Annotated in this window: 23 protein-coding genes; 6 read left to right on the plus strand and 17 right to left on the minus strand. The window is 62.9% G+C overall.

Going from position 1 to position 23,417, the window contains the following annotated elements; genetic code table 11:
* Positions 1–185: 185 nt before the first annotated feature.
* Positions 186–779 carry a histidine phosphatase family protein gene (locus J3364_RS17270; RefSeq protein ID WP_349559484.1) on the minus strand — a complete coding sequence of 198 codons (594 nt, stop codon included), beginning with the start codon at positions 777–779 and terminating at the stop codon, positions 186–188.
* A 118-nt stretch (positions 780–897) separates the two neighbouring features.
* Between J3364_RS17270 and J3364_RS17275 the strand changes: the two genes are divergently transcribed.
* Positions 898–1,350 (plus strand): YaiI/YqxD family protein, encoded by a 453-nt coding sequence (locus J3364_RS17275; RefSeq protein WP_349559485.1) that lies wholly within the window; start codon positions 898–900, stop codon positions 1,348–1,350.
* 141 nt (positions 1,351–1,491) lie between these two features.
* On the plus strand, positions 1,492–3,300 hold the full coding sequence (locus tag J3364_RS17280) for an ABC transporter ATP-binding protein (protein ID WP_349559486.1): 1,809 nt from the start codon (positions 1,492–1,494) through the stop codon (positions 3,298–3,300).
* Between the two features lie 44 nt (positions 3,301–3,344).
* Here J3364_RS17280 and J3364_RS17285 read toward each other — a convergent pair whose 3' ends face one another.
* Positions 3,345–3,560: a dodecin gene (locus J3364_RS17285; protein ID WP_123635293.1), complete on the minus strand. Its 216-nt coding sequence runs from the start codon at positions 3,558–3,560 to the stop codon at positions 3,345–3,347.
* A gap of 156 nt (positions 3,561–3,716) precedes the next feature.
* Here J3364_RS17285 and J3364_RS17290 point away from each other — a divergent pair, with 156 nt between their 5' ends.
* Positions 3,717–4,853: a PQQ-dependent sugar dehydrogenase gene (locus J3364_RS17290; protein ID WP_349559487.1), complete on the plus strand. Its 1,137-nt coding sequence runs from the start codon at positions 3,717–3,719 to the stop codon at positions 4,851–4,853.
* Here J3364_RS17290 and J3364_RS17295 read toward each other — a convergent pair.
* The 6 genes from J3364_RS17295 to J3364_RS17320 all read right to left on the minus strand — a co-directional run bounded on the left by J3364_RS17295 (position 4,842) and on the right by J3364_RS17320 (position 11,544).
* The gene (locus J3364_RS17295; protein ID WP_349559488.1) at positions 4,842–5,987 is read right to left on the minus strand and encodes a glycerate kinase; all 1,146 of its coding nucleotides are present in this window, start codon (positions 5,985–5,987) and stop codon (positions 4,842–4,844) included. The genes J3364_RS17290 and J3364_RS17295 overlap by 12 nt on opposite strands.
* Before the next feature lie 76 nt (positions 5,988–6,063).
* A complete protein-coding gene (locus J3364_RS17300; protein WP_349559489.1) occupies positions 6,064–7,158 on the minus strand; it encodes a lipocalin-like domain-containing protein in 1,095 nt (364 codons plus the stop codon).
* The gene (locus tag J3364_RS17305) at positions 7,155–9,410 is read right to left on the minus strand and encodes an FtsX-like permease family protein (protein WP_349559490.1); all 2,256 of its coding nucleotides are present in this window, start codon (positions 9,408–9,410) and stop codon (positions 7,155–7,157) included. The genes J3364_RS17300 and J3364_RS17305 overlap by 4 nt, the downstream gene beginning before the upstream one ends.
* A gap of 1 nt (position 9,411) precedes the next feature.
* On the minus strand, positions 9,412–10,119 hold the full coding sequence (locus J3364_RS17310; protein WP_349559491.1) for an ABC transporter ATP-binding protein: 708 nt from the start codon (positions 10,117–10,119) through the stop codon (positions 9,412–9,414).
* Entirely contained in the window at positions 10,085–10,498 is a 414-nt protein-coding gene (locus tag J3364_RS17315; RefSeq protein ID WP_203142562.1) for a GFA family protein, read from the minus strand. The genes J3364_RS17310 and J3364_RS17315 overlap by 35 nt, the downstream gene beginning before the upstream one ends.
* A 62-nt stretch (positions 10,499–10,560) precedes the next feature.
* A complete protein-coding gene (locus J3364_RS17320; protein WP_349559492.1) occupies positions 10,561–11,544 on the minus strand; it encodes a zinc-dependent alcohol dehydrogenase family protein in 984 nt (327 codons plus the stop codon).
* 352 nt (positions 11,545–11,896) lie between these two features.
* Between J3364_RS17320 and dkgB the strand changes: the two genes are divergently transcribed.
* Complete coding sequence (gene dkgB, locus J3364_RS17325; RefSeq protein WP_349559493.1) at positions 11,897–12,706, plus strand: 2,5-didehydrogluconate reductase DkgB; 810 nt, start codon at positions 11,897–11,899, stop codon at positions 12,704–12,706.
* Here the strand turns inward: dkgB and J3364_RS17330 are convergent, their stop codons facing one another.
* The 3 genes from J3364_RS17330 to J3364_RS17340 form a co-directional block, all read right to left on the minus strand.
* Positions 12,707–13,348 (minus strand): DUF6064 family protein, encoded by a 642-nt coding sequence (locus tag J3364_RS17330; protein WP_349559494.1) that lies wholly within the window; start codon positions 13,346–13,348, stop codon positions 12,707–12,709.
* A 15-nt stretch (positions 13,349–13,363) separates the two neighbouring features.
* Entirely contained in the window at positions 13,364–14,275 is a 912-nt protein-coding gene (locus J3364_RS17335) for an aldo/keto reductase (RefSeq protein ID WP_349559495.1), read from the minus strand.
* A gap of 85 nt (positions 14,276–14,360) precedes the next feature.
* On the minus strand, positions 14,361–15,140 hold the full coding sequence (locus J3364_RS17340) for a glutathione S-transferase N-terminal domain-containing protein (RefSeq protein WP_349559496.1): 780 nt from the start codon (positions 15,138–15,140) through the stop codon (positions 14,361–14,363).
* Positions 15,141–15,497: 357 nt separating this feature from the next.
* Between J3364_RS17340 and dacB the strand changes: the two genes are divergently transcribed.
* On the plus strand, positions 15,498–17,030 hold the full coding sequence (gene dacB, locus J3364_RS17345; protein ID WP_123635305.1) for a D-alanyl-D-alanine carboxypeptidase/D-alanyl-D-alanine endopeptidase: 1,533 nt from the start codon (positions 15,498–15,500) through the stop codon (positions 17,028–17,030).
* A gap of 206 nt (positions 17,031–17,236) precedes the next feature.
* On the opposite strand, the gene J3364_RS17350 is transcribed toward dacB, so the two are convergent.
* The 5 genes from J3364_RS17350 to J3364_RS17370 form a co-directional block, all read right to left on the minus strand.
* A complete protein-coding gene (locus J3364_RS17350) occupies positions 17,237–18,007 on the minus strand; it encodes an SDR family oxidoreductase (RefSeq protein WP_349559497.1) in 771 nt (256 codons plus the stop codon).
* A gap of 39 nt (positions 18,008–18,046) precedes the next feature.
* Positions 18,047–18,736, minus strand: a complete 690-nt coding sequence (locus J3364_RS17355) for a histidine phosphatase family protein (RefSeq protein ID WP_349559498.1) — start codon at positions 18,734–18,736, stop codon at positions 18,047–18,049.
* Positions 18,736–19,800 carry a phosphotransferase family protein gene (locus J3364_RS17360; RefSeq protein WP_349559499.1) on the minus strand — a complete coding sequence of 355 codons (1,065 nt, stop codon included), beginning with the start codon at positions 19,798–19,800 and terminating at the stop codon, positions 18,736–18,738. Before J3364_RS17360 ends, J3364_RS17355 begins: the two co-directional genes overlap by 1 nt.
* A gap of 33 nt (positions 19,801–19,833) precedes the next feature.
* The gene (locus J3364_RS17365; protein ID WP_349559500.1) at positions 19,834–20,649 is read right to left on the minus strand and encodes an SDR family oxidoreductase; all 816 of its coding nucleotides are present in this window, start codon (positions 20,647–20,649) and stop codon (positions 19,834–19,836) included.
* A gap of 85 nt (positions 20,650–20,734) precedes the next feature.
* On the minus strand, positions 20,735–21,943 hold the full coding sequence (locus J3364_RS17370) for an acyl-CoA dehydrogenase family protein (RefSeq protein WP_349559501.1): 1,209 nt from the start codon (positions 21,941–21,943) through the stop codon (positions 20,735–20,737).
* A 205-nt stretch (positions 21,944–22,148) separates the two neighbouring features.
* On the opposite strand from J3364_RS17370, the gene J3364_RS17375 reads away from it, so the two are divergent.
* Positions 22,149–23,057, plus strand: a complete 909-nt coding sequence (locus tag J3364_RS17375) for a LysR family transcriptional regulator (RefSeq protein ID WP_349559502.1) — start codon at positions 22,149–22,151, stop codon at positions 23,055–23,057.
* Here the strand turns inward: J3364_RS17375 and J3364_RS17380 are convergent.
* Complete coding sequence (locus tag J3364_RS17380) at positions 23,034–23,390, minus strand: hypothetical protein (protein WP_123635312.1); 357 nt, start codon at positions 23,388–23,390, stop codon at positions 23,034–23,036. The two genes, J3364_RS17375 and J3364_RS17380, sit on opposite strands and share 24 nt — an antisense overlap.
* Between the last annotated feature and the right edge of the window lie 27 nt (positions 23,391–23,417).

Genomic DNA, 23,417 nt, shown 5'->3' on the forward strand with positions numbered 1-23,417 from the left:
CCTAGGGGCCGTTCTCTATAACAGAGATACCCGGTTGTTCGGTGAATAACAGTCGAGAAGGCGGCAGTGTCCACCCTAACGCGCTGCCCTGCAATACGACCTGACCACGATATAACCAGTCGCTATGACTGGCACCCCATGCCGCCAGGGCAAGCGACCCGGTGACAAGACCGAAGCAGAAGCGTTCAGTCCGCTGCCCTTTCCGGCCCCACGCGGGCCAGGATCTGATTGGCCTCACCCAGCGGCATCGCCAGGATCAGACCTTCACCCGAATCCGGGTAAACGCCGGTCAGCGCCGTGATGTTGACCTGATGAGAGACGAGGATAATGGGCTGTCTGGACGGCAGGCCGTTGACGTTATCCACGGTCTCGGCCGTCTGCGCCTCCCGGTCGCCCTGGCCCGCGAAGAAGGAATTGAGCGACGGCATCACGGTGACGCGCCCCACGTCCATCAACGTGGCCGTATCCCGGCAGCGACACCAGGCACTGGAAAAAACCTGGGCGCTGCGAATACCCTGTTCGGCCAGATATCGCCCCCAGGCCCGCGCCTGCTCCTGGCCAACGTTGTTCAGATTACGCTGGGTACTGCAATCATCGACGTCGAAGTGGTCTGGATCGCCCACGCCAGGCGCCAGGGCATGACGCAGGATCAGGACAGCCCCACCCTGGCGCAAGGCGGTCCAAGCAGCGGCATCGTCGGCCAGAGCCAGTCTGGGGCTTACGGTCACAGCGATAAGAAGGAGTGGCCAGAGCCACCGAACGATCGTGGAAAAACCCATGGTGCACCTCCCTGGGCAACGGGCCATCTGAATGGCAATACGCCAAAGACCGGGTAGCCGTTCACCCTTTTTCGTCGAATTGGCGTATCCTTGCCCCGCTGATGAGGGAGAACTGATTATGGCCATATGGGTCGATGCCGACGCCTGCCCCACTCCGGTGAAGGAGATCCTTTGCCGCGCCGCCAATCGCTGGCAAATCAGCGTCACGTTTGTCGCCAACCAGCGCATCAATGTGCCGCCGTCGCCCTATATAAAGACACGCCAGGTGCCGCAGGGTTTCGATGTGGCGGACAATGAAATCGTAGAGCTGCTGTCCGAGAACGATCTGGTCGTCACCCAGGATATCCCGCTGGCCGCGGAAGCCATTGAACGGGGTGCGCGGGCGCTCAACCCGCGAGGCCAGGTCTACACTCCCGACAACATTCGCCAGCGCCTGGCGATGCGCAATTTCATGGAAGAGCTGCGCAACGCGGGTCAGATGACCGGCGGACCGTCCGGCTATTCCCAGACCGATCGCAAGGCCTTTGCCGATCAGCTCGACCGCTGGCTGCAGAAACACGTCAAGCGCTGAGCCTGGCCAAACAGATTTGATAATGATTCGCTTTCACGCGTGAGCGAATTCCGCTAGTCTGTGCGCCTTTTCCGACCCGTTCATGCCTCCGTTTTTACCGGGTGTTTATCGGACGGGTCTGCCCGATTCGGAGATTTTCTCATGTCCAGCTCCAGCACCAGCAGCTTCCAGGCGCTCGGCCGTTTGCTGCGTTACGCCCGCGGCTATCGCCGTCAAATCCTTGCCGCCACCACCTGCTCGGTCATCAACAAGCTGTTCGACATTGCGCCGGAGATCCTGATCGGTATTGCCATCGACGTGGTGGTGAACAAGGAGTCCAGTTTCGTGGCGTCGATCGGCTTCACCTCGGCCGAGTCCCAGATTCTCGTGCTGGGGCTGCTCACCTTCTTCATCTGGGCCGGTGAATCCATATTCGAATTCATGTTCCAGGTGCTCTGGCGCAACCTGTCCCAGGCCTTGCAGGCAGACCTGCGCCAGGACGCGTATGAACACGCCCAGCGCCTGGACATGCACTTCTTCGAATCACGCAGCTCCGGCCAGTTGGTGGCCACGATGAACGATGACGTGAACCAGCTGGAACGGTTCCTCGACGGCGGTGCCAACGCCATGATCCAGGTGGTGGTCACCATTCTCACGGTGGGCCTGGTGTTCTTCGTGATCTCGCCGCTGATCGCCCTGCTGGCCTTTACACCGATTCCGGTCATCGTCTGGGGTGCCTTTTACTTCCAGAAAAAAGCCGGACCGCTGTACGCCGACGTGCGTGAGAAAGTGGGCAACCTGTCCACCCGGCTGGCCAACAATCTCGGCGGTATTGCCACCATCAAGAGTTTTACGGCCGAAGCCCGCGAAGCAGAGCGTCTGCGCCAGGCCAGTGACGATTACGTCCAGGCCAATCGCAAGGCGATTCGCATCAGCTCCGCCTTTATTCCGCTGATCCGGATGGCGGTGCTGTTCGGCTTCCTGGCGACGTTCATGATCGGCGGCATGATGGCCCTGAACGGCGAGTTGAATGTGGGCGCCTACGGCGTGCTGGTGTTCCTGACCCAGCGGCTGCTGTGGCCGATGACGGGACTGGCAGAAGTGGTCGACCAGTTCGAGCGGGCCATGGCCAGTACCCGCCGGATCCTGGACCTGATCGCGGAGCCCGTCCATGTTCGGGACAACGTCACCACGCCCCTGCCCCAGCCGGTGCGCGGATCCGTGAGTTTCGATAGCGTCCAGTTCCGGTATGGCAACAGCGGTGCGGGCGTCAAAGGCATCAGCCTGGAGGTTCCGGCCGGTCATACCCTGGCCCTGGTGGGCGCCACAGGCTCCGGCAAGTCGACCCTGATCAAGCTGCTGCTACGGTTTTACGACGTGCAGCACGGCGCGATCCGCATCGACGATCATCCCATCCAGGATGTCAGCCTGAACTCGGTGCGTCAGGCCATCGGCCTGGTCAGCCAGGATGTCTACCTGTTCGATGGCAGCATCCGCGACAACATCGCCTACGGGCGTCCGGACGCCACCGATGAGCAGATCATCGAGGCCGCGAAGACGGCCGAGGCCTGGGGCTTTATCGAGGCTTTGCAGGACGGCCTGGACACCGCCGTGGGTGAGCGCGGCGTGCGCCTGTCCGGCGGTCAGCGCCAGCGCCTGTCACTGGCACGTGCGCTGCTGAAGGATCCGCCCATCCTGGTGCTGGACGAGGCCACCAGCGCAGTGGACAACGAGACGGAAGCCGCGATCCAGCGGTCACTGCGGCGCATCGGCCACAACCGCACCGTCATCATGATTGCCCATCGCCTGTCGACCATCGTCCACGCGGACCAGATTGCCGTGATCCAGGACGGCGAGGTCACCGAGATGGGCACCCATGACGAGCTGATCGCCCAGGACGGCAGTTACGCCGCCCAGTGGCAGGTCCAGACCGGCTCGGCCGCCGAAGCGGCTCAGTTGACCACCCGCTGAGCCGCCTCAGCGCAGCGGTGCATTCGAGGGGCTGAATTCAGCCCCTAGCTTCCCTGAATCCGAAACCCGACTTTCAGCACCACCTGATAGTGGGCCACCTTGCCGTCCGTCACATGGCCGCGGGTTTCGGTCACTTCAAACCATTCGATGTTCTTGACGCTTTTGCTGCATTCCGCCAACGCGTTCTCGATGGCGTCTTCAATGCCGGTTGTGGACGAACCGACAATCTCGACTTTCTTGTAGACATGATGATCTGACATCCATGATCTCCTTATGTCGCAAGGTTTTAAAAGCGTGTTCGGTTGCAGTATGGCACACAGGGGGCGGGGGTTTTCAAAAGGCACCGACTGAACCTTTGCAGATGGAAACCATCCAAGGAACCATTGCGTATGCATCGTCAGCAGGAGGCAGACTCGATGATTCAGGGCCCTACTCATCATCCGTTTCGCACGTTCTTTTCACTGTTCGCCGGCCTCTTACTGGCGAGCCTGGCGGAAGCAGACGTCTACGAATCCCGCTATCACGACTACCGCGTCGACACCGTCGTTGACGGACTCGACCACCCCTGGGGCCTGGCCTTTCTTCCCAATGGTGATGTGCTGGTGACCGAACGGGCGGGCCGTCTCCGGGTGGTGCGGGATGGCCAGTTGATGGATGCAGCGGTCAGCGGCGTTCCGGAGGTGGCGGTGGCCGGCCAAGGTGGTCTGCTGGATGTCATCCTGCATCCCCGGTTCAGCGAGAACCGCCTGCTCTTCCTGAGCTACGCTCACCAGACCCGCGAAGGCAAAACAACCCGGGTGGCCCGGGCCGAATACCGGGATGGTGCCCTGGAGAATGTGACCGTCATCTTCGAAGCCCTGCCCCGCTCCAACACTAACCGTCACTTTGCGGGGCGGCTGGCCTTCGACCGGGAGGGTTACCTCTACGTGCCGGTGGGCGACCGGGGCGATCAATCCCGGGCGCAGGACTTGTCGGACGATGCCGGCGGCGTTCATCGCATCACCATTGACGGAGCCCCGGCGCCAGGCAACCCCTTCCTGAATCAGGCCGGTGCGAGGCAGACCTTCTTCACCTACGGCAACCGCAATATCCAGGGCATGGCCCGGCACCCGGTCACGGGTGAGATCTGGAGCCACGAGCACGGTCCGAGGGGCGGTGACGAGGTGAACATCATTCGCGCGGGCACCAATTACGGCTGGCCGGCGATCACCTACGGTATCGACTACAGCGGTCTGCCGATTACCGACCGCACCCAGGCACCGGGCATGGCGCAGCCACTGCACTACTGGGATCCGTCCATCGCCCCATCAGGCCTGGCGATTTATGACGGCGAGATGTTTCCACAATGGCGGGGCGACCTGTTCGTCGGTGCCCTGAAGTTCCAGAAAGTGGTTCGACTGCGAGTCAACGAGCGGGAACAGGTGGTGGAAGAGGAGGATCTGCTGAAAGCGGTGGGCAAACGCATCCGCGAGGTCAAGCAGGCGCCCGACGGCTCCATCTGGTTACTGACGGACGCTTCGGACGGCGAGATATTGAGAATCTCACGCCCCTGATCGTGGCAGGGCATACAGCGCTGCCACGTTCCGGGCCACCCGACGCAGGTTGTCGGCAGCCCGCTCCAGCGCTTCCGGCAGATCCATCGGCGTGGGCGTAATACCGAACACTGCCGTCAATCCACAGGCCAGCGCCTCGTCGTAGTCGTCACCCACGCTACCAGCCAGCGCCACGACGGGCACGCCCGCCTGGGCGGCTTCCCGGGCCAGTCCCGCCAAGGTCTTGCCGCGGGCGGTTTGCCCGTCAATCCGCCCTTCCCCGGTGATCACCAGATCCGCCGTCTTGAGCTGCTCACGCAGGCCCACCGCATCCATGACCACATCCACCCCGGGTTCCAGTCGTCCCCGCAGGAACGCGCAGGCCGCCATCCCCATGCCGCCGGCCGCGCCAGCGCCGGGCATCTCCACCAGCTTGCGGCTGACCACCTGCTCCAGCAGTGCCCCATAACGGGCCATGCCCTGGTCCAGCGCAATCAGCATTTCGTCGGTTGCACCTTTTTGGGGCCCGAACACATAGGTCGCGCCATTGGGTCCAGTCAGCGGATTGTTGACGTCACAAATGACCCGGAAGCGGGTCGCGGGTATCCGGGTGTCCAGTTCATGCAGATTGATCGAAGACACATCCAGCAGCCCCTGCCCACCCGGGCCGATGGCGTTCCCGGCGGCGTCCAGCGCCTTGACGCCCAGGGCCTGCGCCATCCCCAGACCGCCGTCGTTGGTGGCGCTGCCGCCCAGGGTCAGGATGACCTGCTCCACTCCGAGATCCAGGGCATCGATGATCAGCTCGCCGGTGCCCCGGGTGGTGGTTTTCATGGGATTGCGCCGGGCCTGGGGCAGTCGCTGCAGGCCGCTGGCCTCCGCCATTTCAATCACGGCGGTGCGATCCTCGTGAATCAGCCCGAAGCGGGCCTTAACCAGGCTGCCGTCCGGCCCGGTGACTTCGGTGGTTTCGTAGCGTCCCCCAGCCGCGATCACCAGCGCCTCCATGGTGCCCTCGCCGCCATCAGCCAGCGGCAGCGTGGTGAAGGTCGCCTCCGGTAGTGCCTGGGCCAGTCCGCCACGTATGGCCTCGGCCACTTCCAACGCTGACAGGCTTTCCTTGAAGGAATCCGGGGCAATCAGGATATGAGTCACAAGCGGTCCTCGCGGGTCGTGTTGATGGCGATCTACCCTTCAATTAAAGCAATAAATGCGCCCGCCGCTCCCGGCATTACTCGGCGTAGCCGGTCAACTCCAGATAACCGCGACCACTGTGGGAGCCGGATACCCGGACCGGACTTTCCCAGTAGGGATACAAGCCGGTGTTCCAGAAGTTGCCGGCCATGGTGTCCACTTCGATGTCCACATCCCGACTGGGAATGGTCAGCCGCCAGCGTGACGGCACCGTGCCTGTATCAAAGGACGCCTGCTCCAGGGGTTGCAGAGTAAAGTCATCGCCGCTCAGGGGGACCACTTCGCCGAAGGCGCTGATCCAGGTGCCGGCGAGAAACGCCCCTTCGTCTTCCCTTAGCCGGAACGCCATGATGCGCTCGCCGGATTCCAGCTGCAGCGCCATCCAGTCCCAGCCCTGCTGGTCGGAGCGCAGGAACTGGCTGCTCCACTCCCGATCGAACCAGCCGCTGCCCTGTACGTCGAGGGTCTCGCCATTGACAGTGACCGTGCCACGGATGGTCAGGTCCACGTAGCTGAAATACATCGAGCCTTCGCCGCTGGCCGATTTGGCACTGAAGCCCTGATCGCCGTGGCGCACCGCATCGCCGCGCTGGCTCAGGGTCAGGTCATAGCCCCAGTCATCGGTTTTGACGTGGAGTTGCCAGTCGCCATCCTCCGAGGCGGTCAGCGACCAGTCATCCAGCCACACCGAAAACGGCGACGCCGTTGCACCGGCATGACCGATGCCGCCCCGGGCCAGTCGCTCGCTGAAATGATGGTCGTTGGGACGTGATACGGCGGCATGGGCCATCCACACCGACTGCAGCGGCCAGGATTCCGGTGGCGGCGTCGTTGCATCCGGCGCATGCGGCTTCAGGCCCTGACGGAACTGGGTCCATTGCAACCCAAGCGGGTCACCGTCGGCGGTGGTCAGGTTGGCGGTGAGGTACCACCACTCGATGCGATAACGGGGATGGGGGCCCAGATCCCGCGGCAACTCGATGTGGTCGCCAGGCTTGGGCTGGGCAAAATCGACCCCGGCGCTTTGCGGATCAAAGGATTGCCCCAGACCGGCAAAGCCCTGCGGCGCCTCTTCCCCCGGTTCACAGCCGGCCAGGCACACCGCGACCAGCGCTCCGATCAGCCACCTCATCGCTCCGCTCCCTGCAATTGACCCACCGTCACCGGTTCCGGCGGCCGCTCGTCCAGACGGCGCTGGATCAGCCAGGCGATGATCAGCCCGATCACCCCGGCGACGACCACCAGTTGTAACCAGAATAGCGGATAAACGGCCATCGGCAGAGACCAGCCGAAGGCCAGCGGATTGATCCGGGCCACCAGCACCCAGGTCAGCAGGATGCCCAGCGGCAGGGCCGCCAGACAGGCCATCAACGTTACCGCAACGGACAGGCCACTGATCCGCCAGCGCAGCTCTCGCCGACCGACGCCCCAGACCCGCAGCAGGTGAAAGTACCAGCGCCGGGTGCCGAAAAACACCCAACCCAGTACCAACAGCGAGACCCCGGCCAGCACCAGCGTCAACATGCTGATGGCACGGGTCAGCAGGAACGTCTGCTCGAAGATCCGGGTCGCCAGCCCGCGGACCGACGCCGTATCCCGCAGTTCAAGACCAACGCCGGGCAAAGCATCCGCCAGCGCGGCACGCAAGTCCGCCGGTGTGGCGCCCTCGGCCAGGGCGACCGTGATACTGGTAAAGGCGGAGCGGAACGCTACCGGAAGAGACGAGGCGGCCATCAGCAGCTCGCCGCTGGGTCGGCCATAATCCGCGTAGATCGCCGCGACCGTCGCCTGATAGGCCTGCCCCGCTATCCGGTAACTGAGCCGGTCACCGATCGCCAGCCCCAGACGGCGGGCCAGCTGCTCGTTGACCATCACCTGGCCCCGATCAACTTGAGACCAGGGATCGGAAACGGCCAACAGGAAAGTCCAGTGATGCAGCAGCGGTGAATCGGTGGGTAGGGCCAGCAGATCCACAGAGACGGGTTGCGGTTGCGTCAGTTCAGCCCGGTCCCGCTGAACCGTATAGCGTTGAGCGACGCTCTCCAGACCGCTCAGGACACCCTCGACCTGAGGTAAATCGGCGGGCTCGCGGAGCTCCAGATAGACATCCCCCTGCAGGCGTTGATCCAGCCATTCGTAGAAGGTGGTTTCGAAGGTGCCAACCAGCGCCTGGATGGCAATCACCGTCGCGGCCGCAAACTGCAGGGCCACCACCGGCAGCCCCAGACGCCGGATCATCACGGACAGCTCGCGCACTGACCATAGCCGCAGTGGTTTGGCGGTGTGGCGGGCAGCGGCATCCAGTCCCCGGGCCAACAAGGCCGGTGTCAGCAGCCCCACGCCGAGGAATACCAGGGCCAATGCGGCAAAGACCAGAACCAGCGTGTCTGCCAGGATCAATCCGACGATACCCAACAGCAGTATGACGGCGGCGAGGCGCCCACGGTCGCCCCGACGGCGTCGCCCGGTATCGTCCTCTCGCCCGTCGAACGAGCACCACGCCAGCACCAGCCCGATCATCATGGGGATCGGCAGGCAGGCCATCCAGGTGATGGCATTGCCCACCAGGGTGACATCGAACAGGCCGCTCAGCACCCGGCCGAAGCCCTGGGCAAACACCTGCGCCATGAGCAGCCCCAGCGCCGTGCCGGGCACGGCACCCAGCAGCGAGATCACAGCCAGTTCCACCAAGCGCATGCGACGCAGGCGGCGAGCAGGCACGCCGAAACGGGTCAGAAGCTGGGTGCTGGCTCGACGTTGGGAGAGTCCCAACAGATAGACGCTGCGGATCAGCAACCCGGTAATCAGCAACACCAGGACGCACAGGGCGTCGAGATTAAGCAGGAAGCTGTCTGCCAGTTCGCCGGTGGCCAGGCGCGGCTCCGCGGGGACGTTCCGGTAACCTGATGGAAGGTCGGTCACTGCCGTTGGGGCCATCAGGCGAAAACCCGCTGTAGCCGGCGTGTTTGGTGAGGATTCGATGGCGCGGCCGATGTCCTCGAACGGCCCACCCTCCATGCGTTGCGGCAGTCCACTCTGGCAGCCTTCGGCAAAGCAGCCCAACGACAACGGATCGATGCCAATGACCCGTCCCTGTCCGCTGGCCGGCGTGACTTCAAGCCAGGGCAGCACACAAACGCCGGCACGGCGCAGGGTGACAAAGTCGGCGACCGTCACCGGAGCGCCGTCCTGGCGGCGGATTTCCTGCAATCCCTCCAGTAGGCCGGTACCCTGTTGCAGGCTCTGTCGGGCCTGGCGCGTCAGGTCCCAGACGCCGGACCAGAGAGCGGTTGCCAGAACCAGAATCAACAGGAGGGCGACCAGTTGCAGGGGATGGCGACGGTAATGGCTGACACTCGCCAACCAGAGGCGGCGACCGGTCATGTCAGGTTCCCAGCCTTAGCGTATGGTCGCAGCGCCCGGCAAGGGTGGGATCATGGGTCGCGAGAATCAGCGGGCAGCCCTGGGCCTGCTGGAAGGCAAACAGGACATCGGCCACCTCGGCCGCCGTGTGTCCGTCCAGACTGCCGGTGGGCTCATCCGCCAGTAACAGTCGCGGCTGCATGGCAAAGGCCATGGCGAGCGCAGCACGCTGCCGCTGGCCACCGGACACCTGGTCGGGGTAGCGGGCAGCCAGTGGACCGATCCCCAGACGCTCCAGCCACCCCATCGCGTCGGCATCCGCGTGCCCGGCGATGTCTGCGCGTAAGCGGACATTCTCCAGCAACGTCAACGCCGGCATCAGATTGGCTTCCTGGAAAACGGTGGCAATGGCGCTGCGGCGCAGCTCGCTCCAGCGCGCGGAATCCGCCGGCAGCGTGTCACCGAAGAGTGTGACGTTGCCCGCTGACCAGCGTTCCAACCCACTCAGGATATTGAGTAAGGTACTCTTGCCGGAACCGGAACGCCCCACCAGCGCCAGCGATTCGCCGGACAGGAGTGAGAGGTCGAAGCCGTCAAAGACCGCCACATCCTCACCACCGGAACGGAAATGCTTGCGCAGGCCCTCAACGCGAATCACTGGCTCTGGTCGCCTGTCCGGCGACGGCGCGACCGCTTCAATGGGGGTCGTTGGTGCGCTCGGTTTTTTCATACTGGGGAAGGTCATCGGTGATCGTGTACCAGTCTGCCTTGGAGCCAACGTACACATGGTACGCCGGAGACTGGTTCACCGGACCATCCAGAGTGCCGACCCGTAGACGCAGGATGCCGGGAATGGCGTCGACCCGGCTGTACAGCGGACTGCCGCACTCCCGGCAGAACGCCCGGTACTTGCCCGGACGCGACTCGAATTCCTTGACGAGCTCGTCGCCCCGGGTCACGCGAAAGTGAATCTTCTGCACCGGACTGTTGGCACCAAACGCACTGCCCTGGGCCCGCCGGCACTGGCTGCAGTGGCACAGGGCAATGGGGCCGAGGCGGCCCGCGTATTCATACTGGATGCCACCGCACAGGCATTGACCGGTCATCATCGATTGTCTCTCCGATTGGGTTGTGCGGTGGCCCGGCGCCATTGAGCGCCGTTCCCGGAATGTCAGGCCGGAACGATCAGGATCTTCCCGTCACGCTCTCCGGCCGCTGCAGCCGCCACCGCGTCCTTGATCTGCGAGACATCATACTCGCCCGCAATCTTCGCCTGAAGTTTACCGGTGGCAATCAGCTTGGTGAGCTGGCCGAAAACTTTCATCTGATCCTCACGGGACGCCTGCTCGAACCATTTGGCCAGCCAGAAACCCCGGGCGGTGATGTTGCGGAACACCAGATTGCGCGGCGTGAGCTGGCAGGGTTCGCCGCTCATCATGCCGTAGTTGACCAGGGTGCCGCCCTCTTCCAGGCAGTCAGCGATGTGGTCGGTCGAGGCGCCACCCACCGCATCGATGGCCAGTTTCACGGCACCGTCACCGACCGCGTCCTTAACGCGCTTGTGGAGGTCGGGGCCGTCCACCAGCACCACGTCCGCGCCCTGCGCCTTGACGCCTTCTACAGCGGACTCGCGGCGCACCACGTTGACGGTTTTCAGGCCACGGATCTTCGCCAATTGGATCAGGTAGCCGCCGACGCCGGAGTTGGCGGCATTCTGGATGACCCAGTCGCCCTCCTGCAGATCGACGAATTCGCTGAGCATCAGCATCGCGGTGGGCGGGTTGATGGTCATCATGGCCAGCTGACGGGGATCCGCTTCCTTCGGCAGGGGCACCAGTTTACGGGCGTCGACCACCGCGTGGGACACCCAGGTGCCAATACCGACCGGCAACAGGACCGTCTGCCCCACTTCCGGCCCTTCGGTGCCGGAACCGAGCGCCACCACCTCGGCCACACCTTCGTTGCCGCCGATGGCGGGCAAAGGAGGCAGCATGCCGTATTCACCGGTCAGGGTCAGCACGTCGGAGGGATTGATGGGGGCGGCCAGCACCTTGACCAGAACCTCGCCGGGCCCCGGCTCCGGGGTGTCGATTTCGACGGCTTCGATCACGTCCTGCGGTACCGGACCGCGGCTTTCGTATTTGGCCTGCAACATGGGGTGTCTCCTGTGCTTTTTGAGGTGCCATCAGGGTAGGCGGCAACCGGGATTTTGCACAGGGGCGGAAACGCCAGTTCGGTGGTGAGTCCGGCCATCGGCCTGCAAAAAAAGACGCCGCTTCCCGCAAAAAGGACTTGAACACGGGATCATTTCGCCCCAACGTTAGTAGTATCCGGCCGGGTCCGGGTCGTTATCCGCGCTCTCGCTAAACCAGCATCACCAAACGAGAAGCCAGCCTCCGGACACTCCCGGGAAAGCGCTGTGTGAAGGTGAACGAACGCCTTCTTTTTGATACGCAGCGTGATTGATGACCTCGCCATTTTTACCGTTTTTACAGAGGGGAGTTGCCATGGCTCTGGATACCTTGCCGCCCATCGGAATGGGTACCTACCGTCTAACGGGTGATACGGCACGGGATGCCGTTCGCAGTGCCTTGTCGCTGGGTTACCGACACATCGACACGGCGCAGATGTACGATAACGAGTCCGAAGTCGGAGACGGCATCACCTCCAGCGGTATCCCCCGCCGTGACATCTTCCTGACCACCAAGATCTGGCACGACAGGCTGCATTACAGCGATTTGATGAACAGCCTCAAGGACAGCCTGCAGCGGTTGAAGACGGATCACGTCGATCTGTCCCTGATCCACTGGCCGTCTCCCGGTGACGAGGTGCCGATGGAGGAATACCTGGGTGCCCTGCGGGATGCACAGCGCGAGGGCCTGACGCGATTCGTCGGGGTGTCCAACTTCACCAATGCCCAGGTGGACAACGCCCGGGTGATTCTGGGAGACACCCCGATCCTGACCAATCAGGTGGAAGTGCATCCGTTCCTGGCCAATCGCAAGGTGGTCAGCCATCTCCAGGAACTGGGCATCAAGGTAACGGGTTACATGCCGCTGGCCGTAGGCCGGGTCATGGACGATGAAACGCTGGTGGACATCGCCCGCCGGCACAACGCCACACCGGCCCAGGTGGCCATTGCCTGGGTGGTTTCCCGGGGGATCGTGCCGATTCCTTCCTCCACGCGCCCGGATCACCAGAAGGCCAACCTGGAGGCGCTGGACATCGAGCTGTCGATCGACGAAATCGATGCCATCGACAAGCTGGACCGCAACGAGCGCATCGCCAATCCGGGCTTCGCCCCGGACTGGGACTGATCAAGGTTTTGGCCGGGGGCGTTTTCGAGTCCCCGGCCACAGTCCCCATAGGGCCACTCCCAACCCCACGGCAGGCGGTACCAGCGTCGCCCGCAGCTCCAACGCCCACTGCGTCAGACCACTGAACAGCAACCACAGCACGGGCACCACCAGCAACACGCAACGCGGCCCCCAGGGCACCGTCAGTAACGCCAGCACGGTCAACAACGCCGTCGCATCCGGGGTCAGTCCGGGCCAACCCATGGCTTCAACCGTTCCTCCACTGATCGCGCTGGCCATCGACAGGGCCATCACCATCGCGCTTCCGATCAGCCCAACCCCCAGCGGCACCCTGGCCGGCGTGACCTGCCAGGCCAGCACCGCCAGCAGGATCGCTTCGGCGAGAAACGCCCAGACCGCATACGCCATGCCCCAGTGGATGGGCTCGTAATAGCACTGCAGGAAAAGCAGCGCCGTGAGTATCCAGCCCACACCCAACACCGACAGCGCCAGGCGACGAGCTCGCCCCTGGGGCAACGACAGCAGACCGGCCAGCGCCACCAAGGCGATCGGAAACAACAGCTGCCAGGGCCAGAAGGCTTCGTTGAGCCGCATTAACAGGCGCAGGTAAACCTCAGGCGTGAACATCAAAAAGTCGCGCAAGGCGTAATCCATAATCTACCCGAGTTCGTCGATCATGCGGCGACGCAGGGCCGGATCCGGCAGGGCCCCGTAGAGCGCTCCCATGTTTTCCAGCATGTGATCCACCCGCGTGGTGGCCGGAATGGCGCAGGTCACGGCCGGATGCGAAAGGATGAATTTGAGAAAGTACTCCGCCCAGTTCGTCACGCCCGCCTCGCCGGCCCAATCGGGCAACGGCCGGGATGCAAACCGGTCAAACAGTCGCCCACCCTGGAACGGACGATTAACGATGACGGCGATGCCCTTGTCCTGGGCCAGCGGCAACAGGCGCACCTCCGCTTCCCGGTCCAGGACGTTGTAGGTCAGTTGGACGAAATCCAGTGGCTCGCGTTTCATCAGCTGCTCCAGATCGTCGTGGCGACGCCCGTGGGAGGTGGTGACGCCGAGGTAGCGGATCTGTCCCTCCGCCTTCATGGCCCTGAGCGTCGGAAGATGACCGTCCAGCCCCAGCAGGTTGTGGACCTGGAGCAGGTCGAACTGGTCGATGCCCCAGAGTTCGCGGGAATGGGCCGCCTCCCTGCGGGTGGCGCCTTCGTCACTGGTCCAGATCTTGGTGGCGGCGAAGACGGTCCCTTCGCGTTGGAGACGTTCCAGCAACCGGCCCATGACCACTTCGGCGGAGCCGTACATGGGGGACGAGTCCACCAGGGTGCCGCCCTCGCGGAAGAAGCGCTCAAGGACGTCGGCTCGCTGGTCCAGTAAACCCGGATCGGAGCCGACGTTGAAGGTGCGCCAGGTGCCCATGCCAATCGCCGGCAATCGTTCACCCGTCGACGGGATCGGGCGACGGATCGGCGCGGACTGTGCCGCCAGCAAGGGCGCATGGGACAGCAGTGCCAGGGCGGTGAGACCGCCCAGGAAGCGGCGACGGCTGAACGGGATCGTCATGGCTCATCCTCCTGTTTACCGGCCGCAACGCAATGCAGCCGGTGTTTCTGTCACAGGAGATTGTACGCCTGCAGCGTCCATCAGTTCATGAGCGCTTCACCGCGTAACGGCGATCCAGGTAACGCAGGATGTCGGCGGATTCGAACAGACCTTCACCGGTATTGGGGTCTTCGAGATACGGGACCTGGACTCGCTGATGATGGCCGAAGAAGACCTCCCGCTTGCCCCCGGGCAAGGGGGTGTAGGCCCCCGGCTTGATACGCTGCACGGCCGGCCCGATCTCGGTCCAGTGCTCTTTGGCCAGGTTGTGCAGGCGATACGGGATTTCCAGTTCACACAGGCGCTCACGCACCGGACGTGAATAGGGACTGCCCTCGAAACTCCACAACGACAGCGATTTCTCCGGACATTGTGAAGCCTGCACCCGCGTGCCCCGCAGTCCCCGGACGGCACTGGCCAGGCTGCCCAATACCGGCTGATAGGGACGGGACCGGTAGTACGCGGGCACGGCGCGTTGGCCATAGGTCTGGAACAGGTACTCGACGATATCGGTGGATTCGTACATGACGGTGCCGGTGTTGTCGTCCACCAGCAGCGGGAACAGCTGCTTTCCGCCGATCCGCTCGGCTTCCGGCCGGAAGCGCCGACCGCCCTTCGGGCAGGGGCGAATGTCCACATCCAGCTGCAATGCGGACAGGGCTTCCCGAACCCGGCGACAGAAGGGGCAACCCTCCATGTCGTAAAGCACCAGTGGCAAAGCCGGCTGTTCCGCTTGGCGAACCACCATGCAACCCCGCCAAGCGGTCAGCGTGGAGGTCAGTGCCGATCCGAGAATGTCGAGATGAAAAGTCAATGGATTCCCCATGGGTCCGGTCCTTTGTTGTCTTCACATCAGGCAGCGCCTCGCGGGATGCTGCCGATTGCCATGAATGACCGCGATTTCAACACATTACACTCCAACTGGCGTTGGCTGGATCGCCTGCCTTGTCGTGCCATCCCTGCCGTAGCCTTTACAAGTCACAACAATTTCGAGCTAAAAGATGCATTTACTGGCCAGATTTAACGTTATGTATAAAAATCAGTCATAGGCGAAGCCCTGCGTTCTGGGCTATTTTATGGGCGAGTCTGGGAAAAACAGTGCTGAACAAACTGTCCTCCCCGCAGTGTCTCGATAATCGCTCTATTTGCGCTGATACTCGACATTTTCTAGAGGGTGAACATCATGCCATCCACAACCGCTTTCCTTCGGAAAAGTGGTCGGGGTCGCCCCCTGTCTCTCGCACTGACACTGCTTGCCGGTCTGTCGGCCGGTACCGCCGTGGCCGACGGTCCCAGACTTTCGCCCTGGTCGGAAAACATCGTGGATGCCACGGTGCGCGCCATGGACAGCAAGCAGGCCATGAGTGTGGCCGCCGTGCCGCTGAACGGTCCCGGTCTGCCCCAGTACATCAATGCCGACGAGCCGATGAGTCCCGGCTCGATCATGAAGCTGGTGACCACCTACGGTGCCCTGGAAATCCTCGGCCCGACCTACCGCTGGGAAACCCGCTTTTCCACCGACGGCCAACTGGTGGGCCACACCCTGCAGGGTAATCTCTATGTGACGCTGTCCGGCGACCCGCATCTGGGCATGGAGCGGCTGTGGACCGCCTTTTCCGAGCTCCGTGGCATGGGCATCGACACCATCGACGGGGACCTGGTGCTGGACGGTACGGTGTTCAACCTGCCCAACGGTCTGCCCGAATTCGATGACAACGGCGATAACGACTATGCGCCGTTCCTGGTACAGCCCTCGCCCTACCTGACCAATTTCAACCTGACGCATTTCCAGGTGCGGGCCGACGAACGGGGCACGACGGCCTGGGCCACTCCGGCGCTGAACGCCATCATCATCGACAACGACGTCACCGCCCTGCCCGCCGGTCGCTGTCCGTCGCATCACCATTTCGACTGGACGCCAACGTTCCACGACGACGGCACGATCACCGTGCGGGTGACCGGCAAGTTGCCGGAGGGCTGCCGGACCACCAAATACTATTCCCTGATGCCGGCCCCGGACTACACCGCGGCCACCATCCAGACCGTGTGGGCCCGGATGGGCGGTCTGATGACCGGCCGCTGGCGCACCGGCGAAACGCCGGACGACACCCGGTTGCTGATGACGTCCGACTCGCCGGACCTGGTCACGACGGTGCGCGATATCAATAAGTGGAGCAACAATGTGATGGCCCGCCAGTTGCTGCTGGCCATCGGCGCTGAAAACCGGTTACCCACCGATGCGGATGACCGTGAGGCGGGGATTCGCAAGGTAAAATCCTGGCTGGCGAGTAAAGGCGTGGACACCGAAGGCCTGGTGATCGACAACGGTTCCGGCCTGTCCCGGGCCAGCCGTATCAGTGCCCGCCAGGGTGCGCAGATCCTGCAGGCCGCCTGGAAGAGCCCCTATGCCGCCGACCTGATGTCCTCCATGCCGCTGATCGCGATGGATGGCACCATGCATCGTCGCCTGCGCAACACCGGCATGGCTGGTCTGGGGCGGATCAAAACGGGGTATCTGGAAAACGTCCGGTCGATCGCCGGCTTCACCCGGGATACGAACGACACGACCTGGGCGGTGGTGGGTCTGGTGAATCATGCGCCGGCCTGGAACGGCCAGGCGCTGCTGGACAAGGTGCTTTACTCGCTCTATCTGCAGCCGCCGGTGGAGACCGCTTTCTCCAAAGCCCCGACGAAGGCATCGACGGAGGTTCGCTGAGGCGAATCTCCGGTTTGTTTATTCTTCGGGACTTAACTCGTGCCAGGAAGCAAATGAACACCCTCGCCTTCGCTGGAATTGACGGCCATCCGTGGCCGCAATTCCGACCGGCACGTCCTTGTGCCTCCTTCGGCAAGGGTGCCCATTCGCTTCCCGATCAAATCACGAGTTAACGCCTCCTTCGAATCCGGGTCACCCGGTCCGTCTTAAACCGTCAGATATCCGCCATCCACATTGATGGCCGTGCCCGTGGTGTAGGTGGATGCATCGGACACCAGGTACAGCACAGTCCCGGCCATCTCGTCCGGATTCGCCATGCGGTTCATGGGGATGTGCATCAGCGCCTGCTTCTTGATGGCGTCGTTGGTAGTCAGGGCACTGGCGAACTTGGTGTCGGTCAGGCCCGGCAGCAGCGCGTTGACGCGGATGTTCTGCTGGCCCAACTCTTTCGCATACGCCTTGGTCATGGAGATGACGGCGGCCTTGGTAATGGAGTAGATGCCCTGGAAATGCCCGGGCGCCACGCCGTTCACGGAGGCCACGTTGACGATGGCGCCGCCGCCCTTCTCTTTCATCAGTTTGGCCGCTTCGGCACACATGAAGAAATAGCCGCGGATGTTCACGTCGACGGTTTTCTGGAACGCCGCGAGTTCGGTGGTTTCGATCGGGCCGAAATGGGGGTTGGTGGCGGCGTTGTTGACCAGGATATCCAGCTTGCCGTGGGTCTCGCGGATGTGGGCCCAGAGGCCTTCAATCTGCTCCATCTCGCCAATGTGACAGGCGTACGCCTCAGCCTTGCCGCCGTTGTCACGGATGCTGCTGGCGACGGCTTCGCAGCCTTCCAGCTTGCGGCTGCTGACGATCACGTGGGCACCGTTATCCGCCAGCAGGCGGGCGATGCTCTCACCGATACCACGACTGGCGCCGGTCACCAGCGCGGTCTTGCCGGACAGGTCAAACAGGTTGTTCTGACTCATAGGATCTCCCGTTAAATACAGACAGGAAGCGCGCCGCACTCAGCGGAACGTCACCAGTTCCGGTGCGGCGTCTTCGAGATGGGCGTAGTTATTGAAAACGGCCAGGTTGCGGCGCTGGCCGGAAAACAGGATGCGGGTGACGCTGGTGTTGGCGATGACTTCGTTCAGGCCCAGCGCCCGGCGATCGTCCAGGTCTAGCAGCGACTGCACCACGACCGATATCGGACCACCGGAGCTGGCCACCAGCACGTCGCCACCGCCGGCATTGGCAATGGCTTCATCCAGAGCGGCGCATACCCGGGTCTGGAAGTTTTCCCAGGTCTCCGAGTAATCGCCTGGAAACTCGCCGCTCACCCAGCGCTGACAGGCCTCGACAAAAGCCATCTGGAAGGCCTTGGCCGGCTTGGGGTGTTGCGCCAGGTCGCGCGCCATCGCTTCGCGGTCGGCCCACTCCGGCTTGAGGGCATGCACCACCGCCTCGTGGTCAAACTCGTTGAAACCGGCATTCATCTGCAGGGCTGGCAGCGGCTGGCCATAGCCTTCAGTGATTGCGGCGACGGTTTCCTGGTGGCGTTGCAGGTCGCCGCTGAACACGGCGGTGGGCGTCACTTTGTCCGCCAGCCAGCGTCCCAGCACCCGGCCCTGCTCCCAGCCGGTCTTGGACAGCTGATCATAGTTGGCTTTGCCGAAACTGGCCTGGCCGTGACGGATCAGGTAGAGCGTCGCCATTACAGATCACTCGCCTCGATCAGCCGCTGGCAGCGCTTCTCCAGATAGTTCGCCGCATGGCCGAACATCGCGAAACGCTTGTCCTGGGTCTGACCGTGGTAGAAACGGTAGTAGATCTGCTGGATGATCACCGCGAGGCGGAACAGGCCGTATATCTCGTAGAAATCGAAGCGGTCGACCCGGTAGCCCGAGCGGTCCATGTAGTACTCGACCACCTCGTCACGGGTCAGCATCCCCGGCCGGTGCGTCGGCTGGCGCCGCAGGATCTGGAAGGGTTGCTCGTCGTCCGCCTGGATCCAGTAGGCCAGGCTGTTGCCCAGATCCATCAAGGGATCGCCGATAGTGGCCATTTCCCAGTCCAGCACGCCAGTCACTTCGAACGGGTTGTCCGGGTTGAGCACCACGTTATCGAAGCGGAAATCGTTGTGGATGATGCACTGGGCGATGTCGTCCGGCATCTTGTCGTCGAGCCAGCTCATCACCGCTTCGAAGTCGCCTACATCCTCGGTGCGCGCCTTGCGGAAGCGGTTGCTCCAGCCGCCGATCTGGCGCTGCACGTAGCCCGGGCCCTTGCCCAGCTTGTCCAGCCCGGTGGCGACCGGATCCACGGTATGCAGGTCCACGAGCTTGTCGATCACACTGTGGCACAAGCGCCGGGTATCCTCGGCGGACAGGTCGAAGTCCTTGGGGAAATCCTGGCGCAGGATGATGCCCTTGAACCGCTCCATCACATAGAAGTCGCAGCCCAGTACGTCGTGATCGTCGCAGATGGCGATGATCTCCGGCACGTACGGGTAGACCGGCTTGAGGGCCTTCATGACCCGCGCTTCCCGCAGCATGTCGTGGGCCGACTTGGCGATGTGGCCGAACGGCGGGCGACGCAGGACAAAGGAGCGATCGCCGTAGTCCACCTGGTAGGTCAGGTTCGACGCACCGCCCGGATACTGGCGGATGGACGGCTCGCCGGTCAGTTCCGGCAGCGCCTGCTTCATGAACCGGTCGACCGCCTGCGTGTCGAGTTCTTCGCCTTCGCGGATATCAACCGCCTGATCAATCTGTGTCATAAATCGGTTGTCCTCCCGAACGGAGTCGTTCGTTTAGGCGTTGCCGCCAAACTTGTTCATCCAGCGCTTGCTTTCCTGATGCATCAGCCAGTCGAAAGCCCAGGGTGCGTGGCGCTTGAGGAGCCACATGCGGCGCTCCTTCACGTGCGGGAGCACCCAGAAGTCACCGTTGGATTCGGCCCGGTAGATGTCTTCAGCCACGTCGTCCGCGGTGACGCCGGAGCGCTTCATCAGCTTCTTGACATTGGTGTCCATGCCGGGCTTTTCCGAACGCATGGAGTCGGTCAGGTTGGTGGGGAAAAAGGCCGGGCACACGCAGCTTACGCGAATGCCATCGTCACGCAGCTCCATGCTCAACGTTTCGGACAGCGCGATTACGCCGGCCTTGGAGACGTTGTAGCTGCTCATCAGCGGCGCCAACATCAGGCCTGCCATGGAGGCGATGTTGATAAAGGCGCCCTGCTGCTGCTTCTTGAACAGCGGCGTGAACGCCTTGCAGCCACGGACCACACCCATCACGTTGATGTCCAGGATCCACTCCCAGTCGGTCAGCGTCGTCCCCTCGATGCTGCCACTGGAGGCCACCCCGGCGTTATTGACGACGACATCGACGCCGCCCCACTGCTTTTCCAGCTGGTCCCGGACCTGCTCCAGATCGGCAATCCGGCGCACGTCGCAGGTGACGAACCGGCCTTCGCCGCCGGCCTGGCGGATTTCCTCTTCAACCAAGGCGCCCTGCTCGGGATTGATGTCGCCGATACACACACGGGCACGCTCGCGGGCATATCGCAAGGCAATGGCACGCCCGAGACCGCTGGCTCCGCCGGTGATAAAAACGCGTTTTGTCATGCTGGTGTCCTGTTGTTCTATCGAGGCGCGAAAAGGCCCCGGTCCATCCTCATGGCCGGGGCTTCTTGTGCTTGCGAATCGCGCTTCAAGCGTATTTTTTGAGTTCGAGCTTGGCTACCGTACCACGGTGCACTTCATCCGGTCCGTCTGCCAGGCGCAGTACCCGCGCATAGGCAAACAGCTGCGTCAGTGGGAAGTCGTCATCGCTGACACCGGCCCCACCGTGGATCTGGATCGCGTTATCGACGATGGTCTGCAGCATCTGCGGGATCACCGCCTTGATCATCGCCACTTCACTCAGCGCGCCCATGATGCCCTTGGTATCCAGCAGCCACGCGCACTTGAGGGTCAGCAATCGCGCCTGCTCGATCGACATGCGGGCGTTGGCAATGATGTCCGGATTGCCGCCGAGCTTCGCCAGCGGCTTACCGAAAGCTTCGCGGCTCATGGCGCGTTTGATCAGCAGCTCGAGCGTGCGCTCCGCGGCGCCGATGGCGCGCATGCAGTGATGCACACGGCCCGGACCCAATCGGCCCTGCGCAATCTCAAAACCGCGACCCGGCCCGACGAGAATGGCGCTCTTGGGCAGACGGACGTTGTCGAAGCTGACCTCACCGTGGCCGTAGGGCTCGTCGTAGGAGCCAAAGACCGGCAGCATGCGCTCGACCTTCACGCCCGGGGTGTTCCTGGGCACCAGGACCATGGAATGCTGGCGATGCTTGGGCGCTTCCGGATCGGTCAGCCCCATGAAGATGATCATTTCGCACTTGGGATGGCCAATGCCGGTGCTCCACCATTTGCGGCCGTTGAGGACCACTTCGTCGCCTTCCACAACCGCCGTCGCCGACATGTTGGTGGCATCGGACGACGCCACGGCCGGCTCGGTCATACAGAAAGCCGAGCGGATCTCGCCGCTGAGCAGGCGCGGCAGCCACTCGGCTTTCTGCTCATCCGACCCGTAGTGGATCAACACTTCCATATTGCCGGTATCCGGCGCGTTGCAGTTGAAGATCTCCGGGGCGATAAAACTTTTGCCGGTTTCTTCGGCGATCAGGGCGTAGTCGGAGTTGAGCAGGCCACAACCGTGCTCCTCGTCCGGGAAGAACAGATTCCACAGGCCCTGTTCGCGAGCCTTGGCTTTCAGCTCGGCGATAACCGGCAGCTCCACCCAGCGGTTGTCAAGCCGAGCCATCTCGGCGTAGTAGTCCGCCTCAATGGGTTGGATCTCATCGCGGATGAACGCCTTGACGCGTTTCAGGTAATCCTGGCCTTTTTCTGAAGGGGTAAAGTCCATAGCAATCACTCCCGGAGCGACACGTGATAATCAGGGGAAGCCCGCCCAGCGGGCTTCCCGGAACCACCGGACCCGTCGCGTGCCCAGTCGTTCTTCTCAAGCGTAGCCGCAGTCTACTTTTGGGTCAGCGCATTAGACCACTGAATTATTCTTATCATTTATTATAAAGTAGACTTATATCCTTACCGATTTCGGGAGCCGACCGATGAACCGTCTCGACCTGAACCTGCTCCACGTGTTCGACACGATTTTCCGGGAGGGCAGCCTGACCCGCGCCGCCCGCGCCCTGCACCTGACCCAGCCGGCGGTCAGCCACTCCCTGTCGCGCCTGCGGGATCATTTCAACGACCCACTGTTCACCCGCCAGGGCAATCAGATGGTGCCCACGCCACTGGCACGGCGCTTTGCCGAAACCATGCGCCCGGGACTGACCCAGATCCAGAGCGCCGTGAACCAGTTTCATGCTTTCGATCCCGCGCGACAGCACAAGACATTTTCCCTGGGGCTGCGGGATATCCTGGAATCCACTTTCCTGCCGCAACTGATGCAGAACCTGACGAGCTACCCGGAAATCGAGGTGGTCAGCCAGCGCATCGCGCGTCGGGAGATGGAAACTCAGCTGGCTTCGGGCAAGCTGGATTTTGCCGTGGATGTGCTGCTGCCGGTGAGCAATCAGACGTCACATGAGCTGCTGCGCAAAGACCGACTGGTGGTCATCGCCGGCAAACACTATCCCGGCATTGAAGACGGACTGTCGTTGGATCAGTACCTGGCCGCGCGCCACGTCCTGGTGTCTTCGCGGACCGAAGGGCCGGGGATCGAGGATTTTGAACTTTCCCGCCAGGGCGTGCATCGGCGTATCGCCCTGCGCTGCCAGCATTACTACGCCGCCTGCCGGGTAGCGGAAAACACCGATCTGCTGGTCACCATGCCGGAAACGTACGCCCGCATGATCGAGCAACAGGCCAACGTTCGCGTGCTGCCGCTGCCGACCGACATGCCGGCGCTTAACGTGCATCTATACTGGCATGCGGCTTACGAGAAGGAACCGGCGCTGCTGTGGTTCCGCGAGCAGCTGCACCAGGTGGCCTCAAACCGCCCCGACCAGCCATAGCAGCACAAAGAAACCGCTGGCCGCCAACGCCAGGCTGACCGCCACGACCAAAAAGCCCCAACCGACGGCGGCTCCGTCGGACACGGCGACATCATGGGCCCGCGCTGTTCTATAAAACGCCCAGGGGCCGAGGACGAAGGCCCCGAACACCATGATCACCAGCCCCACGGCCACGCCGGCGAACGTCCAGGTCGCCAGTACGGTGCTGCGATCGGCCAGCTCCGCTTCCACGCCGTGACGGCGCAGGAAATAGCGGGAGAACAGCCAGATCAGACCATAGAGTGCAGCGACCAGAACAATGCCAACGATCACGACAACAGCGCGATAAATCATGCAGAACAGAACCTTACTGTGATGAGG

This window comes from Marinobacter sp. NFXS9 (genome assembly GCF_040148665.1).
Classification (GTDB): Bacteria; Pseudomonadota; Gammaproteobacteria; order Pseudomonadales; family Oleiphilaceae; genus Marinobacter_A; species Marinobacter_A mangrovi.